The organism is Gammaproteobacteria bacterium, from assembly GCA_013003425.1.
Taxonomy (GTDB): Bacteria; Pseudomonadota; Gammaproteobacteria; order Steroidobacterales; family JABDKV01; genus JABDJB01.
Genome location: JABDJB010000010.1, coordinates 1 through 15,628, shown reverse-complemented (window position 1 = coordinate 15,628; position 15,628 = coordinate 1). Strand labels below are relative to the sequence as shown.

Annotated in this window: 16 protein-coding genes; all 16 read right to left on the bottom strand. The window is 60.3% G+C overall.

Annotated elements, in window-relative coordinates:
* Window positions 1–37 precede the first annotated feature (37 nt).
* Window positions 38–1,723, bottom strand: a complete 1,686-nt coding sequence (locus tag HKN06_01760; protein ID NNF60037.1) for a Na/Pi cotransporter family protein — start codon at window positions 1,721–1,723, stop codon at window positions 38–40.
* A gap of 104 nt (window positions 1,724–1,827) precedes the next feature.
* Window positions 1,828–2,640 carry a phosphate ABC transporter ATP-binding protein gene (locus HKN06_01755; GenBank protein ID NNF60036.1) on the bottom strand — a complete coding sequence of 271 codons (813 nt, stop codon included), beginning with the start codon at window positions 2,638–2,640 and terminating at the stop codon, window positions 1,828–1,830.
* The gene (locus HKN06_01750; GenBank protein ID NNF60035.1) at window positions 2,618–3,403 is read right to left on the bottom strand and encodes a phosphate ABC transporter ATP-binding protein; all 786 of its coding nucleotides are present in this window, start codon (window positions 3,401–3,403) and stop codon (window positions 2,618–2,620) included. Before HKN06_01750 ends, HKN06_01755 begins: the two co-directional genes overlap by 23 nt.
* Entirely contained in the window at window positions 3,397–4,266 is an 870-nt protein-coding gene (gene pstA / locus HKN06_01745; protein NNF60034.1) for a phosphate ABC transporter permease PstA, read from the bottom strand. Before pstA ends, HKN06_01750 begins: the two co-directional genes overlap by 7 nt.
* 5 nt (window positions 4,267–4,271) lie before the next feature.
* The gene (gene pstC / locus HKN06_01740) at window positions 4,272–5,186 is read right to left on the bottom strand and encodes a phosphate ABC transporter permease subunit PstC (protein NNF60033.1); all 915 of its coding nucleotides are present in this window, start codon (window positions 5,184–5,186) and stop codon (window positions 4,272–4,274) included.
* A gap of 16 nt (window positions 5,187–5,202) precedes the next feature.
* The gene (phoU, locus tag HKN06_01735) at window positions 5,203–6,264 is read right to left on the bottom strand and encodes a phosphate signaling complex protein PhoU (GenBank protein ID NNF60032.1); all 1,062 of its coding nucleotides are present in this window, start codon (window positions 6,262–6,264) and stop codon (window positions 5,203–5,205) included.
* A 33-nt stretch (window positions 6,265–6,297) separates the two neighbouring features.
* The gene (locus tag HKN06_01730; protein ID NNF60031.1) at window positions 6,298–7,155 is read right to left on the bottom strand and encodes a PstS family phosphate ABC transporter substrate-binding protein; all 858 of its coding nucleotides are present in this window, start codon (window positions 7,153–7,155) and stop codon (window positions 6,298–6,300) included.
* Between the two features lie 182 nt (window positions 7,156–7,337).
* Window positions 7,338–8,585, bottom strand: a complete 1,248-nt coding sequence (locus tag HKN06_01725) for an AAA family ATPase (protein NNF60030.1) — start codon at window positions 8,583–8,585, stop codon at window positions 7,338–7,340.
* A gap of 96 nt (window positions 8,586–8,681) precedes the next feature.
* Window positions 8,682–10,889 carry a tetratricopeptide repeat protein gene (locus HKN06_01720; protein NNF60029.1) on the bottom strand — a complete coding sequence of 736 codons (2,208 nt, stop codon included), beginning with the start codon at window positions 10,887–10,889 and terminating at the stop codon, window positions 8,682–8,684.
* 22 nt (window positions 10,890–10,911) lie between these two features.
* Window positions 10,912–11,181, bottom strand: a complete 270-nt coding sequence (locus tag HKN06_01715; GenBank protein NNF60028.1) for a type III secretion protein — start codon at window positions 11,179–11,181, stop codon at window positions 10,912–10,914.
* The gene (locus tag HKN06_01710) at window positions 11,178–12,587 is read right to left on the bottom strand and encodes a flagellar hook-length control protein FliK (GenBank protein NNF60027.1); all 1,410 of its coding nucleotides are present in this window, start codon (window positions 12,585–12,587) and stop codon (window positions 11,178–11,180) included. The genes HKN06_01715 and HKN06_01710 overlap by 4 nt, the downstream gene beginning before the upstream one ends.
* Window positions 12,562–12,888 carry a flagellar protein FliT gene (locus tag HKN06_01705; protein ID NNF60026.1) on the bottom strand — a complete coding sequence of 109 codons (327 nt, stop codon included), beginning with the start codon at window positions 12,886–12,888 and terminating at the stop codon, window positions 12,562–12,564. Before HKN06_01705 ends, HKN06_01710 begins: the two co-directional genes overlap by 26 nt.
* Before the next feature lie 18 nt (window positions 12,889–12,906).
* Entirely contained in the window at window positions 12,907–13,374 is a 468-nt protein-coding gene (gene fliS / locus HKN06_01700; GenBank protein NNF60025.1) for a flagellar export chaperone FliS, read from the bottom strand.
* A 28-nt stretch (window positions 13,375–13,402) separates the two neighbouring features.
* Window positions 13,403–14,815, bottom strand: coding sequence for a flagellar filament capping protein FliD (gene fliD, locus HKN06_01695; GenBank protein ID NNF60024.1), 1,413 nt, complete (start codon window positions 14,813–14,815; stop codon window positions 13,403–13,405).
* A 40-nt stretch (window positions 14,816–14,855) separates the two neighbouring features.
* The gene (locus HKN06_01690; GenBank protein ID NNF60023.1) at window positions 14,856–15,239 is read right to left on the bottom strand and encodes a flagellar protein FlaG; all 384 of its coding nucleotides are present in this window, start codon (window positions 15,237–15,239) and stop codon (window positions 14,856–14,858) included.
* A gap of 65 nt (window positions 15,240–15,304) precedes the next feature.
* A partial coding sequence (locus HKN06_01685; GenBank protein ID NNF60022.1) for a flagellar protein FlaB occupies window positions 15,305–15,628 on the bottom strand: 324 nt, incomplete at its 5' end.

The following is a 15,628-nucleotide window of genomic DNA, read 5'->3' as shown; positions in this document are numbered from 1 at the left end:
ACGACGATTCTATCATTGCAAAATGGACCGGGCTCGCTCAGGCCGCCTGCTGCATCGATTCCACCACGCTTGCCTTGGCGATACGCTTGGCAAAATAGTACACGCGTTTCAGATTCTCGATCAGCTCGGTTTCCATACGGTAGGTCGCCAGCCGTTGCGGCGCATCCACTGTGAGTCGCTGTTCCAGGTGATGCTCGGCTTCTTCTACCAGCTCATTGATGTCTGACTTCGCCTCGATGACGTCGAAAGCTGCATGCCGGTCATCGTCGATGACTGCTTTTGCCGAGGTGGCAACGGCCCAGTGGACCTTTTCGGCCAGTTCCCCGATGACTTTCCGGGTCTCCGGGCTGACCGTGACGTTGTGGCGAATCCGTTCGTGACCCGCATGTACAAGGTTGGTTTCCAGCGTGTCGCCGATACTCTCGAGGTTTCCGGCAATCGACATGTAATCGTGCAGCATCTCGGACTGCTCCGGCGTCAGCGGATGTATCGACAGCTCGCCGATATACGCGACGATCGCATCGTACAGCGTATCGACGCCATCATCCTGCTGGCGCAGCTTGTCAAGCTGTGCCTTGCTGCCCGTCATGACGATGCCGGGACCCTGTTCGACCATCGGCAGGACCTGCTGCGCGAGCCGGCCGAGCTCCAGCCGGACCATATCGAATGCCAGCGTCGGCGTTTCCAGCAGTTCACGATCGAGATACTTCGGTTTTATCTCTTTGACCTCCGGTTTCGGTTTATCCGGCACCAGCCGGGTCACGATCCAGACAAAGATGCCCACAAACCAGATAAACAACAGCGTATTGCCGACGTTGAACAAAGTGTGTGCGTTGGCAATCTGCCGCGGCGTTTCGGCAGCAAGCTTCTCGATGCCGCCGAGGCCGGCAACGACCGGCGACACCGTGCGGATGAGCGCTGCCACCTCGTCGATGAAGTTGAACCAGAGCGTGACGCCGAGGACGTTGAACGTCACGTGGATCAGCGCGGTGCGCACGGCCTCACGCGGTTTGCCGATCGATGCCAGCACGGCGGTTACAGAGGTGCCAATATTGGCCCCGAATACCAGCGCAATACCCTGCTCCAGCGTAATGAGCCCCTGGCTGGCCAGCACGATAATGACGCCGGTGGTGGCAGAGGAGCTCTGGATCAGCGCGGTAAAGCCGGCGCTGAGCAGCACCGCGAACAGCGGTTTCTCCATGTCACGCAGCAGATTGATAAAGGGCTCGTAATCACGCAGCGGGTAGGTAGCCTCGCCCATCATGTTCATGCCAAAAAACACCAGGCCAAAACCCAGCACCATCAGGCCATAGCGCTTTATGCGGTCTTCACGGAAAAAGAAGTTCAGCAGGAAGCCGATCGAAACGGCCAGCAGCGCAAACTTGGTAATCTTGAAGGCGATGATCTGCGCGGTGATCGTGGTACCGATCTCGGCTCCCATAATGATGCCGATAGACTGGCGCAGATTCATCAGCCCGGCTGATACAAAACCCACCGCCAGCACCGTGGTCACAGAGGAAGACTGGATAACCGCCGTAGTGAATGCACCGGCGAAAACACCCTTGAACCGGTTGGTCGTAATCCGCGCCAGCAGCGTCTTCATGCGCTCGCCGGCTACCTTTTTCAGGGAGTCGGTGAGCAACTCCATGCCGTAGAGAAAGATCGAAAGCCCGCCGACCAACCCCATGATGATCGCGCCCAGCTGTAGCGTACCTGAATCCATAAAACCCGCCCCCACGTAGATATCCGGTCAGGGTACCGCGGATTCCCATGGTCACAAATCAGGGAGATTACTGACACCGGCTGGCGAACGCCGCCGGCGAGCTGTCAGCCGTAGCGGCCTTCGATGTAGTCAGCCGTTTCCTTGTGCTGCGGCGTCACGAACATGGTGTCTGTGGCGGTATGCTCGACCACCTTGCCCATCAGCATGAACACGCATTCCTCGCTGGCACGGCGGGCCTGGGCCATATTGTGCGTGACGATGAGAATCGTGTATTCACCGCGCAGCTCCCAGATCAGCTCCTCGACTGCCTCGGTGCCTTTCGGATCGAGCGCCGAGCACGGCTCGTCCATTAGCAGTACCCGCGGCTTGACCGGCAGCAGCCGGGCGATGCAGAGCTTCTGCTGCTCTTCCAGCGACAGATCGATGGCGCGATTATTGAGCCGGTCCTTTACCTTGTCCCACAACAGGACTTCGCGCAGCGCCTTCTCGACCACATCATCCGCATTGGCTCTTGCCCCCTTGCCACGCGCCTCGTGCAGGCGATGGCCGAACAGAACATTGTCGCGAATTGACAGGGGCAGCGGATTGGGACGCTGGAACACCATGCCAACCTGCTTGCGAACCTGCAGCAGCTCGACACCAGGGGCAAAAATATTCTCGCCCATCACATCGATCGAGCCGCTGATGCGCACGTAATCCAGTCGCTCGTTGATGCGATTGACGCTGCGCAGGAATGTTGACTTGCCGCAACCCGAGGGACCGATCAGTGACGTAATAATCCCGTGACGCACGTCGAGATTGATATCGAAAAGCGCCTGGAAAGTGCCGTACCAGAGATTGAGATCCCGGGTGCGGATTGCCAAGTCGCCCGCGCTGCCTGCCTGCCTTGCCGGATCAGCCAAAACGCCCCTCCACATAGTCGCGGGTGCGCTGGTCCTGTACCGCGCCGGTGAACAGGTTCTCGGTGTCGCCGATCTCGACGCAGCGGCCCTCCAGGAAGAAAGCCGTCCGGTCGGCGAGGCGCCGCGCCTGCTGCACCAAATTTGTCACGAGGATAATAGTCATCTCGTCGCGCAGCTCCTTAAGCACATCCTCGATGCGCATGGTGGTAACCGGGTCCACCGCGATGGAAAACTCGTCCAGCATCAGCACTTCCGGCTCCTGTGACAGGGCACGCGCAATAGTCAGGCGCTGCTGCTGCCCGCCGGACAGCATGCTGCCAAGAGTATCCAGACGATCCTTCACCTCGTCCCACAGCGCCGCACGACGCAGGCAGCGTTCGACGATCACATCCAGCTCGTCTTTGTTGCGCTGGCCGCCCAGCCGTGGTGCAAGCGCCACATTATCGTAAACGTTCATTGGCAGACCGACCGGCAGCGGAAATACCACACCGATCCGCCGGCGCAATGCATAGACATTGCGCAGGTTGCGCGTGTCGCGGCCGCTGAAGCTGATATCCCCGCTGACCTGCATTTCAGTATTAAACATATCCATGCGGTTCAGCGCTTTCAGGAATGAGGTTTTACCTGCATTCGCCGGACCGATGACGCCGAAAATCTCGTTCTCGCGGATATCGAGGTTGACACCGCTCAGGGCAGCCAGATCGCCATAGCTGATCTGCAGATCGCGTACCGAGATCTTTGCCGTGTCCGCGCCGAGGGTGCCGCTCGTGCTTACCACTTCTTTTTGCCCCGCAGGTACATGCGAAACGCGATAGAAATACTGTTCATGATCAGCACAATGCCGATCAGCACCAGCGCCACGCCGAACGGCAGTTGCTCGGGCATGTCAGGCACCTGCGTTGATACGACAAACAGGTGCAGCGACAGCGCCATCGTCTGGTCGAGCACGCCCTGCGGCAGGAACGGCAGGAAAAACGCCGCGCCGGTAAACATGATCGGTGCCGTCTCACCGGATGTGCGCGACACCTCGAGAATCACGCCGGTCAGGATACCGGTGATGGCATTTGGCAGTACCACGCGGCGAATCGTCTGCCAGCGGGTTGCGCCCATGTTCCAGCACGCTTCACGAAACGCGTGTGGTACGGCCTGCAGCGACTCGCGGGTGGCAACAATAACGACCGGCAGCGTCATGATGCCCAGGGTCAGGCTGGCTGCCAGGATGCTGGTGCCAAAGCGGAAGAAAATAACGAAGGCGCCGACGCCGAACAACGCATGCACAATCGACGGCACACCGGCCAGGTTTATGATGGCGAGGTTGATGATGCGCGTGAACACGTTTGCCGGTGCGTACTCGCTGAGGTAGATGGCCGCAGCCACGCCCAGCGGCACCGAGAACAGCAACGCGACCAGCACCAGCCAGATCGTACCCAGCAGTGCCGGGAAGATGCCGCCGGCCGTCATGCCGTTGGTCGGGTTGGTGAACAGGAAATCGATCGACAATGCCGGCCCGCCCTTTACCACCAGTGTCGTGAGTATGATCAGCACCGGCAGGATCAGCAGCAGCGTCATCACTCCGAACAGCATGAAGTAAAGCCGCTGGGTACGGCGATCCTTGTCGTTCTGACTGGAGGCGGCAAACATCATGACTACTTATTCCGGATTCCGCGGACGATCAGATCCGCGGTCAGGTTGATGATGAAAGTTATTACGAACAGGAAGATCCCGATGGTGAACAACGCCTGGTAATGCGGCGAGCCGACAGCCGTTTCGCCCAGCTCAGCCGCTATAGTCGCCGTAAGTGCACGAACAGAATCGAAAATACTGCCGGGAATATTCACCGAGTGGCCGGTCGCCATCAGTACGGCCATGGTCTCACCAAAGCCGCGCCCGACACCCAGCAGCACCGCGCCGAGCAGGCCGTTCTTTGCGGCCGGCAGCACAACCCGGCTGATGACCTGCCAGCGGGTTGCTCCCATGGCTTCAGCCGCCTCGCGGTAACGGTCCGGCACTGCTTTCAGGGCGTCTTCGGCAATAGACGTCATGATCGGTGCCGCCATCAACCCCAGGATCACCCCGGCGTTGAGCACGTTGAGACCGACCGGCACGTTGAACCACTCAATGATCAGGGGGTTCATTATGGACAGTCCGATAAAACCCCACACGACCGACGGTATGGCGGCAAGCATTTCGACCAGGATCTTCAGAATCTCACGCGTCCGCCCGGTGGCAAACTCGGCGATGAATATCGCCGCGCCGAGCGAAAACGGCACCGCGACGAGCATCGCCAGCCCGGTAACGCTGGCCGTACCGGCAATCAGCGCCAGGATGCCGTAGGTCGGATTTGTTTCAGATGTCGGGCGCCACAGGGGCGACAGCAGGAATTCGCCGGCGTCGAAATCAGTGGTGAGAAAGCCGAGACCCTCGCGCGTTACGAAGACAAAAATACCGACGATGAAGATGATCGCCGAAATACCACCGAGGAAGACAACGGCCTGCAACAGGCGGTCGATATACCAGTCGAGGTTCCGGCGATCGAAATCGGTGGCTTTGGATCGACTCATCGGGAATTTCTGCCGCTCAACCTTCGCCTGCGAGCACGTCGATTAGTTCATCGATCTGCTGCTTGAGATAGCGGTATAGATCTTCGTAACCGCCCGATCCGGTCAAGTCCGATCCAACCGGCCACTCGATAGCAGAGGTGTGAAAAGGAATTTCCTCGATGTGACTCGACACCGGTCCGCTGAGGCTGACAATGATGTCGTACTCCTGCAGCTCGTGCTGGCCTGCGCGCAGCCTGCCGACCACCAGCTGGCCGGCATCGATGCCGCAGGAATCGAGAAAATCCGCCAGGCCCGTAGCCATCTCAGCACGCGGCTCGCGGGCGGCACTGGAATAGCTGGCTGCCTCAGGGTAGCTCTTGCGGCCGATACCCTGCGCCATCAGGCTGCGTTCGCAGTCGTCGCCGTCAACAAACAAGATGTTGAACGTCTTCGTTTTCTTTGTATGACCGGTGACTGCAAACAGGGTCTGCTCACAGATGTTCTTACCCTGATCGGAAATTCGCTTGAGCAGGCTGAACACGACAAACGCCGCGACGATCTCGCGCGGGCTACGGCTGCTTTCAGTGCCAATCAGCTCCGCGTAAACATCGTCCATCATGTTCTCGATGTTCTCGCTCATCGGAATCGTGGCGGCCGCGGCATCAGCATTTCTGGAGTCGAACACCTCGATGGCCTGGTGCAGGATGCGGCGGGATTCGTCAGCCACCCGGTCCAGCTCGCGTGCCAGGTGCCCGGCCGGCGGCGAAGACAGCTGCAGGGATTCGCGCGAAATCGTCACGGCGTAATCACCGATGCGTTCCAGCGCGACGTTGAGGCGTATCACGGCCGAGATCAGCCGCAGGTGCCCTGCCCCGGGCAAATGCCGGGCAATAAATGCATGACACAGCCGATCGAGTTCGCGCGAGGCACGGTTAATTCGGTTATCACGCAACACCGTCAGGTTGGCCAGCTGCGCATCGCCGTCCAGCAGCGCATGCATCGCGTCTTTCAGAGCGCGCTCCACCAGGCCCGCCATAGCGCGAACGCTGGCATTAATATGCTCCAGGTCATTTGCGAGCCGTTCTTCGTAGTGGCTCATGCTTACTACCTCCAGACTGGGTTCACCGGGGAATCAACCGCCGCAGCTTACACCACGCGCCGGTGCGTAGCCTTTCTCCAGGATGATGCATTGCCCGGTATCGGACAGGATCCAGTCCAGGTAGGCCTTGATGTGACCGGCCGGCTCGCCATTGGTGTACATGAACAGCGGCCGGGCAATCGGGTAGCTGCGGTCGCTGGCACTGGCAACCGTCGGTTCGACACACGGCGCACCTTCAGCACTCGAAATACAGGCCATCTTGATGTGATCGGTCGCGTAGGCCAGGCCGCTGTAGCCAATCGCGCAGGGTGTTTTCTCTACCAGGTCAACGACGTCCTTGGATCCGTGCATGTCGCGGGTGCCAAGACGGAACTCACGCTCTTTGCCCAGTACCGCACTGCGAAAGTACGAGTAAGTACCGGAGTTGTTCTGCCGGCTCACCAGCACCATTTCCTGGCCCTGGCAGCCCGGCACCTCGATGCCCAGATCCGTCCACTTGGAAATTGTGCTGCCGTCACCGTAGATCTCGGCCAGCAGCGCCAGCGACATGGGGCCAATCGGGTTATCTTGATGCACGAAAACGGCCAACGCATCGTAGCCAACGATATGCTGGATTGGATTCTGACCCGATGACTTCGCCAGGTCGATTTCTTTCTGTTTCATTGCCCGACTGGCGTTGGCAAGATCGACGGTGCCATTGATCAGCGCGGCAATGCCGGTACCTGAGCCGCCGCCGGATACGGCAACAACAACCGACTGATCGACCGTCTGGTACTCTTCCGCCCACGCCTGGGCAACGTTGACCAGCGTGTCGGAACCCTTGTTCTGGATCACCTGGCGGCGTTCGCCTCCACCGCAGGCAGCCAGCAGCACGGCAGCTGCCAGCACCATGCTGGCACGCAAAGGAACGCGTCGATCGGACATTTCGGTCTCCCCCGAGAAGCTGTCAAGAAGCCGGGGACCCGGACCGGGCCCCGAACGGCGCGCCTATGGTACTGAGGGATTGTTACCGCAACGTGACAACGTCAGATCGCTGAAATATCAGGTTTTTCAACGAATTATAAGGGCGGCCTTCAGGCGGACGCCGCGCTGCGTGCCGGGCCCGGCATGGTCTCGGGCAGGTTGTGCCCCGGGATGATGCCGAATACCTGTCGCGGCTTGCCGTGAAAAACCCCGGTCAGCCGGTCAATGACCACCCGTACCACTTCGTGAGTAGCCTTCTCCTTATCTATATTGCTCACGATGGGCACATCGCAGCGATCAGCCTCGGACAGCAGGAATGACTGCAGCCGCCAGATCGAATCGAATTCCCGCAGGTAACGCCGCGCGCGGCGCCGCGGTGCCTGCGTGCCACGCCCCTTGATGCGCTTGCGCAGCTCCTTCTGCTTCAGCACGGCAAGTACCAGCGGCACGATGATGGCATCGTCGACATCGCGCAGGCTCTCGGCAAATGCCGGCTGGATGTGCACGCCTTCGAGGATCAGGGCGACGCGCTCCTTGCGGGCACGATTTAGTACCGCTTCCCCTGCTACCGCCAGCAACTCGGCCTGGCTCTGGTAGCCGTCCGCGATAAGAACTTCCGGGTCCGCCTGCCGCACATCGGCAAACGGCAGCTTGCGCCAGGCGTTGAACGACGAGGTGTGCAGCACCGGCAGCATGCGCTCCGGCACCATCATGCGCATCACCTCGCGCAGCATGTCGGTTGACTGGATGCGCACGACGTCAAGCTTGTGCGCCAGCGCCGTTGCCAGCGTGCTTTTGCCGCAGCCGACGGTGCCGCCGATCAGGATCAGCAGTGGCTGACCGCTATGGGCAAATTGAAACCACACCAGGTAACGCTTTGCCGCCTTGTTGCCGAGGCTTTTTTTCAGGGCCAGGTAAGTAAGATGACTCAGCCGGCAGGTTGGAATCTTGGTGACGCCTTTACGCAGCAGGTGTTCGTACACTCGCGCGGTCACCGGTTCGGCCTGGCGCACAGTCAGGCCACTGGCTTCAAGGAACTGCATGTGCCGCCCGCGGGAAAATGGCGTAACCAGGCCATCACCGCTCTCTACCAGGATGGTGGCCGGTGCGCGCTTGCGCCGGGCCAGGTAGCGCTCGACAACGCTGGTGTCGTAGCGCTTGCGCAGCAGCTCGGCAACCTGAATGCGCAGTTGGTCGCTGCTGATCTCGGCATCGCCGAGCCGGTCGCGCATCACCGAGGCAATATCGTAGGCTTCTTCGAAAGTCAGGCCCGCATCACGCAGCGAACGGGTAAGTATGCCGCGCAGAAACGGGACCCGGGCCTGATCCTTTGTGTCGACGATGTGCGCTTTGGCCATGGTACTGGGCTAATTTGACAGCTCTGCGGTTTGATCACCCTAGGTTACACCCGCCGAGCGCCTGGCGCACTGTCGAATGAATGTTGTCTTGACAATCTACAAGATCTGACGGGAGCGGCCCGACGACGACAGTCCAAGCTGTTCGCGTATTGCCTGGCGCTGGCGTTCACGCTCGCGCTCCCAGTCGGCGTGTATCTGTTGAAATTCCGGGTCGTTGTGCAGCGGCATGAATGACCAGTACAGGAGAAGGTCACCGCCGGTCCAGCCCATATCGACCACCTCGCGCAGTCGCGCCATCGACGCTTCAGTCTGACCTTCGAGTGTCAGCAACTGGGCTTCGCGAAGCAGCGTCTCGGGATCGGCATGTCCTGCTGCTACAGTCTCGTCGTGATAGGAACGCAGCAGGCCAATGAGCTCCTGTGCCCCTTTTCCGTCCCCGGCGAGACGCCGCGCTGCAATCACGCTCGTAACCAGGGGATCGGCTTCAGTAGCGAACAGCGGCCCGACAGTCCCGGTTGTACTATTGACGACAGGCTGAAAATGCTCCAGTGCCCGTTGCGGATTCCCGGCGAACAGCTGTGAATTCGCAGCAATGTTGCGCACGAGGCTCGGCACGCCCGGTGGTTCGTTCGCAACGAGCTGTTCCATGATTTGCGCGGCCTCGGGCCAGCGCCGCTCCAGCATCACCAGCCAGACTTCGTCCAGTGGGCTCGCTGACTCCAGCTGCCGGAACTGCTCAAGCATGTCCAGGTCGCTATAAATCCACTTGAGGCCCAAAATGATGCCCTGGTTATCGGGCGCGATATCGCGCGCCTTTAGCCATATCTCATGTGCACGGTCTTTCTTGCCCTGGGCCGAGAGTATGCTGGCAAGGCCGGCGTAGCTGGTAACTGACGGTCGCACGCGCACCAGCTTCTCTATCGTTGCGACCGCCTCATCGAATTCTCCCCGGACCTGGAGCTGCACCGCGGTGTTCTGCACCGGCACATAACCCAGCGGATCGAGCATTACGGCCCTGCGCAGACTCTCGAGCTGCTCTTCGTAACGCCCAACTTCGCCGAGGGTGCTGGCCCGCCACATCAGTGCCCGCACCATATTTGGATTTAGCTCGAGCACCTGATCATAGACTGCAATTGCCTCTTCCGGACGCTGGTCCTGTTCCAGCAGGAACGCCTGTGCCACAAGCGAGTCAGCGGAGTCCGGCGCCAGCTCCAGCGCCCGCTCGACCAGCGGTTGTGCCCGCTCGATCGCTTCACGGTTCGAAAATGCACCCCTGTAACCGGGCAACAACAACACCGCTTCGGCCAGCGATGAATAGGCCGGCGCAAATTCCGGATCCAGCGCGACGGCCTTCTCCAGCATGACCTGCGCCGCCTCCAGCGGGCCCTGGCCACGCTGCTCCATCAGCTGCCGGCCCTCGAGATAGGCGTTGTAGGCTTCGAGATTGGAAGTTCGCGCCGTCGCCGGCGCCGCTCCGCGGAGCCCCAGCGTCTGCTCCAGCGCAGTAACGATCGCTGCAGCGATTTCATCCTGGATTGCAAACACGTCGTCGAGTTCGCGATCGAAAGTATCGGACCAGAGGTGATAGCCAGTGTCGGCTTCGATCAGCTGCGCGGTGATACGCAACTTTGTTCCGGCCTTGCGCACGCTGCCCTCGAGCACCTTTGCAACTTTCAGGGTGTCGGCGATCGCGCTGATATTCTCGTTACGCCCCTTGAAGGCAAACGATGAAGTCCGCGCCGCAACCTTCAGGTTTGGTATTCGTGCCAGCAGATTGAGCAATTCCTCAGAGATGCCGTCAGAAAAAAATTCCTGCTCCGGATCGGCGCTCATGTTAACGAAGGGCAACACTGCAATTGATGCAGGGTCCTTGCCGCCACCACCCGCAGGCAATACCGGGGCACCGTCCGTGATTTGAGCCGTTGCGGCGGTTGCCGCCGGCTGGTTGCGATTACTGAGCTTGTCCCAACCTAGAAAAATTACCGCAACCGCAAGCGCAACGATAATGACAAAATCCACCTTGCGTCCGGTGTTGTGAGTGATCGATTCGTCTGCATCGACCTCGTAAGTGCGCTTCAGACCCTGCGGCGTCAGCTCGAAGGCCCAGGCGAAAAAAATCGCGAAAGGAAACCCAAGGACGATCAGCGAAACAACGACCTTGGCAACCCAGGCTGGCGCCTCGAAAACCTCGAACAGTATCTGCGCGGCCTGTGCGGCAATCCACCCCATCACGGCGTAGGCAATACCAACCCGCACCACGTTGCGCCGTTTCAGTTCGTCCCACCAGCCCGCATTCTCAGTCATTGCGGGATTCTAACGCATTGGTCTAGATCTTGTTTGTATCAGGACGCAGGCGCCACGCAAAAGCGATGACTTCAGCCACAGCTTTGTAAAGCGCTTCGGGTATCTCGTCACCGAGATCGACTTTTGACAACACGCCGGCGAGCGCCGCGTCCTGCCACAAAGGAATATCGTTTTCGCGTGCCAGCTCGACTATGCGCTCGGCCACGTCACCGCGGCCCTTCGCGGCCACGCGTGGCGCACCCTTGCCGGGATAGCTCAGCGCGACGGCAACCTGTGGCGTGTCTTCGCTCATGCCTTTGCCTCCAGCAATCCGCTTTCCGGCGGTGCCGGATCAATGGGCTGGCTACCCCCGCAGGTCAGGCTGCCGACATCGAGCTCTTTTTTCTTCAGTGCATCTTCGAGCTGGCCAAGCCTGCCGCTGACCTCGGCGCGGGTGTCATCGGCGTCGGCCCAGAATGATGCCGAGACCTTGCCGGCCCGCAACGCGACCCGTGCGCGCAATGCGCCACGACGACCCAGGTCAAAAGCGAGGTCGACTGTCCACGCCGCCTGCTGCTGCAAACCGCCGCTCTCGTCATCCCGTTCGATCCGCAGCGGCACTATTTCGGCACGGCCATCGGGATGCTGTACCGGCAGCTCCAGCAGCCAGACGTGTCGCGGCGAGGTATCGGGAGTAATCGACGCGAGCTGGTTCAGACGCACCCGTGCCAGCGCGCCGTCACTCTTGTTTATCAGGTCGCCCAGCAGTAACAGCGGTTCGCCGGGCATGGCGGCAGGCTGCTGGTTCACCGGCTGCGGCTGCGGCAGCGCATGACGCATGGGCGGCGCTGCGTGCTGCAGGTTTGCGGCCGGACTCTGCACAGTAACCAGACTCTGCACGGTAACCGGCACTGCCGGCAACGGCGCTCTGGTCTGTACGACCAGCATTACGGCAGCGGTTGATTGCTGCACCGGTGCCGAATGGGTGACTACGACTGCCGGTGCCGGGTGCGCTGCACTCGTAACCCGCGGCAAGGTGTTTGCTGCCGCCGGGCGCGTGTTACCGCCTGCGGCAAGTCGCTGCTGCAGTTGCGCCAGCTGGTCTCGGAAGCGCAGCAGACCGGCCTTCCAGTCGTTGCCCGCCACGTGTGCACGGCTGACCGGTTCGCCTGCCGCGGCAGCCAGGCGGCTTTCCAGGAAAGTGCCGGACTCGCGCACCGCCGCGCGCAGGCCTTCCGGCCGGGTCAGTGTCGCAGCAGTCTGTACAGTTTCAATCAGCTTCGTCACCACAGCATTGAGCTGCGGCGGCAGGCGCACGTCGGGCTTTGCCAATTGCATCGCAGCCTCGAGCACCCGGGTCTGCGGCAGCTGCCGTGGCAGCGACTGGCGCATGCCCGCTTTTATGGTTTCGGCTGTGTTTTGCTCGGCTACATTTCGCAGCACAACGGTGCGGCCGGTCTCGGCGACTTCGAGCCGCAGCGTCTGGCCGCTGCGTAACGGCAGCGAAGTCTGAGCGTCAACAACACGGGCGCCGATCTGCAGCCGCACTCGCCCGTCGACACTGTCACTGAGCGCTATTGCATCGAGCAGCGTACCAAGCTGCCAGGCATTGCTGACTGCGGGTGTGCGCAGCACGGCGGCTGCGGCAGGTCCGGTCGCGCGCGTGGTAGCGGCGGCCGGCGCGCGTAGCGCGTCAGCGGGAATTCTGCTGGTAGGCATCTGCGGCAGCGCGACCGCGACGCAGGTTTTTAAGCTCGGCTGCGGCCTCGCCCCGCGCCTTTTCTGCCACCGGCATCAGCTGGCGGTCAAAAGTCATAACCTGCTCGGCAACTTCGTGCAGCTGCCGGACCTCGTCTGCGGTGGTCGGGGTATCAGCGAACGCGAGTTCCAGTAAATGATGCCGACGTGAGAGCAGCGTCCCTGCTGCATCCCAGTCGGCGTTGCGCACAGCGCCCTCGATGTCGGTGCACAGCCGGAATATTTCTTCCAGTTGCTCTGCGCGTTCGCTTCCGACATTCAAACTATTGCCCTCGCTCAATCAGACGGCGACCTGTTCGATACTGGCTGCCGCTACCTCTTCGGCTGCGGCTGCCGGCTCGGCGTCCAGGCCCTCCCGGGTGACCTTGCGTGCTTCCGGCGGGATCTGCTCCCACGCTTCCTTGATTTCGCGTAACAGGCCGGATACTTCGTCCAGCCAGTCGGCGTTGTCCCTGAGATTGGCCTGCAGCAGACGCTGGCCCATGTACACGTACAGCTCGTCGAGATTAGCAACCAGGTCACCACCGATTTCATGATCGAGCGAACCACGCAGACCGTCGATAATGGAAATGGCGCGGCTGATATTTGCGCCCTTCCCGGCCACTTCGCCACGCCGCAGGTGCCCTTTGGCCACCGCAATTGCGTCGAGCGCACCATTCATCAGCAACAGGATGAGCTGGTGCGGATCCGAGGCTGCCACGCCGCCGTGGGCGCTGACCTGCTGGTACTGACTGACATCGTTGTTCATCATTACTTGGTCCTCAAATCCTTGTTGATCAGCCCTTGCCCAGCAGTGCTGCCGGGCTGGGCAGGTTGGCCAGCTGGGCGCCGAGAAACCCGCTGGTGTTGTTCAGGCTGGCGATCAGCGAATCCAGTGACTGAAACTGGATGCGATAACGCTCTTCGACTGCAATCAGGTGCTGGTCGAGCCGCTCGCGTTGATCGTTAATACGCCCGATGCTGTCGTTGAGCCCGTCAACCCGTGAATCGATCAGGCCGTCGGCCTGCAGGTATTCGTCCATCAGCACATCGAAACGCACCGCAAAGCCGTTCTCGCCGTCGGCAAACAGGTTGCTGACGTCATTAAAATTCTCGGCCAGCACTTCATCAAGCGTTGGCTTGTCGGTTGTCAATCCCAGCGGATTGGCATCAATCTCGATAGTACCGTCCAGCGCGACGCTGAGATTGATATCGCGCAACGACCGCAGGTAGCCATCGACGGTGCGATTGAACTCCCGCGACATGCGGTCGGTCAGCGAAGTGACGATCGAGTTGCCCTGCAACAGCCCGGCGGTCTTCGTTTCCGGGTCGTAACGGGTCAGGTCGCCCGTCGAACGTACCAGCGAGTTGTACGCATCGACAAAGTCTTCGATTAATACGCGTGTCTGATCGAGATCCAGGCCAACCGACAGGGTGGCCGGGGTTCCGGGATCAGCGCTTTCCAACTCTATCGTCAACCCGTCGATCGCCGCGGATACGATATTCGTGGCACTGAGGTGCGAGAATGAGTCGATCAGAATTTCTGCGTCCGCCGCAGCCTGGCTCTCGCTCAGGTTGGTAGTTCCACCGGCCGGATCGTAGATAAACGGCGTAAGGCCGCCATCACCACCGCTTACCTGTACGGTAATTTCGTTGTCGGCACCGGTTTTTGTGCTGCTCAGCACCAGGTGGGCACCATCCTGTGCATTGACGATGCTGGCTATTACATCTTTTTCTTCGGCGTTGATTGCATCACGGATATTGCGCAGCGAACTCTCACCGAGATCGAGAATTTCAACATCGAATGAAGTAGTGTCCAGGGAAATCGTCAGCGTCCCGGTACCGATCGGGTCATCGGAACTGGCAAATGCCGCTGAGCTGAGCTTGTGTGACTGCGCCAGGCTGACAACTTCGATCGAGTATTCACCCGGATCGGCAGTGCCATCCGCGGAAACAGTAAACAGGTCCTCGTTACTGCTGCTGGCGGTGCGGGCGCTGAACTTGTCAACGTCCTTGAGCGGCTCCAGCGCGGAGCGGAATGAATCGAGTGCCGCACGAAAGGTACCAAGCCCACTCAGCGTCGCCTGGAATCCGGCCTCGCGTCGTGACAGCCGATCGGCTGCATTCTGCCCCTCGAACGCCACCAACTGGCTGACCAGCGACTGGATATCGAGACCCGAACCGATTCCGGGCGAAGTGACAGATGGCATAGGTTAGCTACCCGACAAAGTAAAAAAAGGAGCCGGGCCCTCAGGCCCGGCTGTCTATCAGGTTGACGCTGCCACCCCTGGCCAGGGTGTCAGCGATCTGCAGCACTTCCTCCGACGGAATCTGCCGTACGACACGACCATTTTCACTGTCAATGACGGTGATAATGGTGCGTCCGCTGTCCTCATCGACAGTAAACTGCAGATCACGCTGCATGCCGTTGACAAACTTGCGTACGGAGTCGACTGCTGCTTTGAGCTCAGGCGCCTGTCTTTCGACAGGCTCGGGTGTGGTACTGGCGGTGCGGATTATATTCTCCGCGACTTGTTGTCCATCAGCACGATTCACCGCTGTGTCACCACCGGAGGCACGCGCGGTAGCTGCGCGAACCGGCTCATTGGCAACCAAGGTTATCTGGCTGGACATGTTGAAAGTCCTCCTGCTCTACACCCGGATCAGCCCGGGGTTACCCCCGGGCTGTCCGATCTGCCTTACTGCAGCAATCCCAGTACCGCCTGCGGTACTGCGTTTGCCTGCGCCAACACGGCTATGCCGGCCTGCTGCAAAATCTGAGCTTTTGTCAGTTTCGCAGTTTCAGCGGCAAAGTCGGCATCGAGAATACGACTGCGTGAAGCAGACAAATTCTCCGACACCGTTTGCAGGTTGACGATGGTTGACTCGAAGCGGTTCTGGATCGCACCAAGCGTGCTGCGGAAGCTGCTGACCGAGGTCAGCGCCGCGTCGACCCGTTGAATCACGTTGTTCGCGTCCGCAACACTGGTGATATCAACGGTGGCAAGCGTCGTGGTATCGAC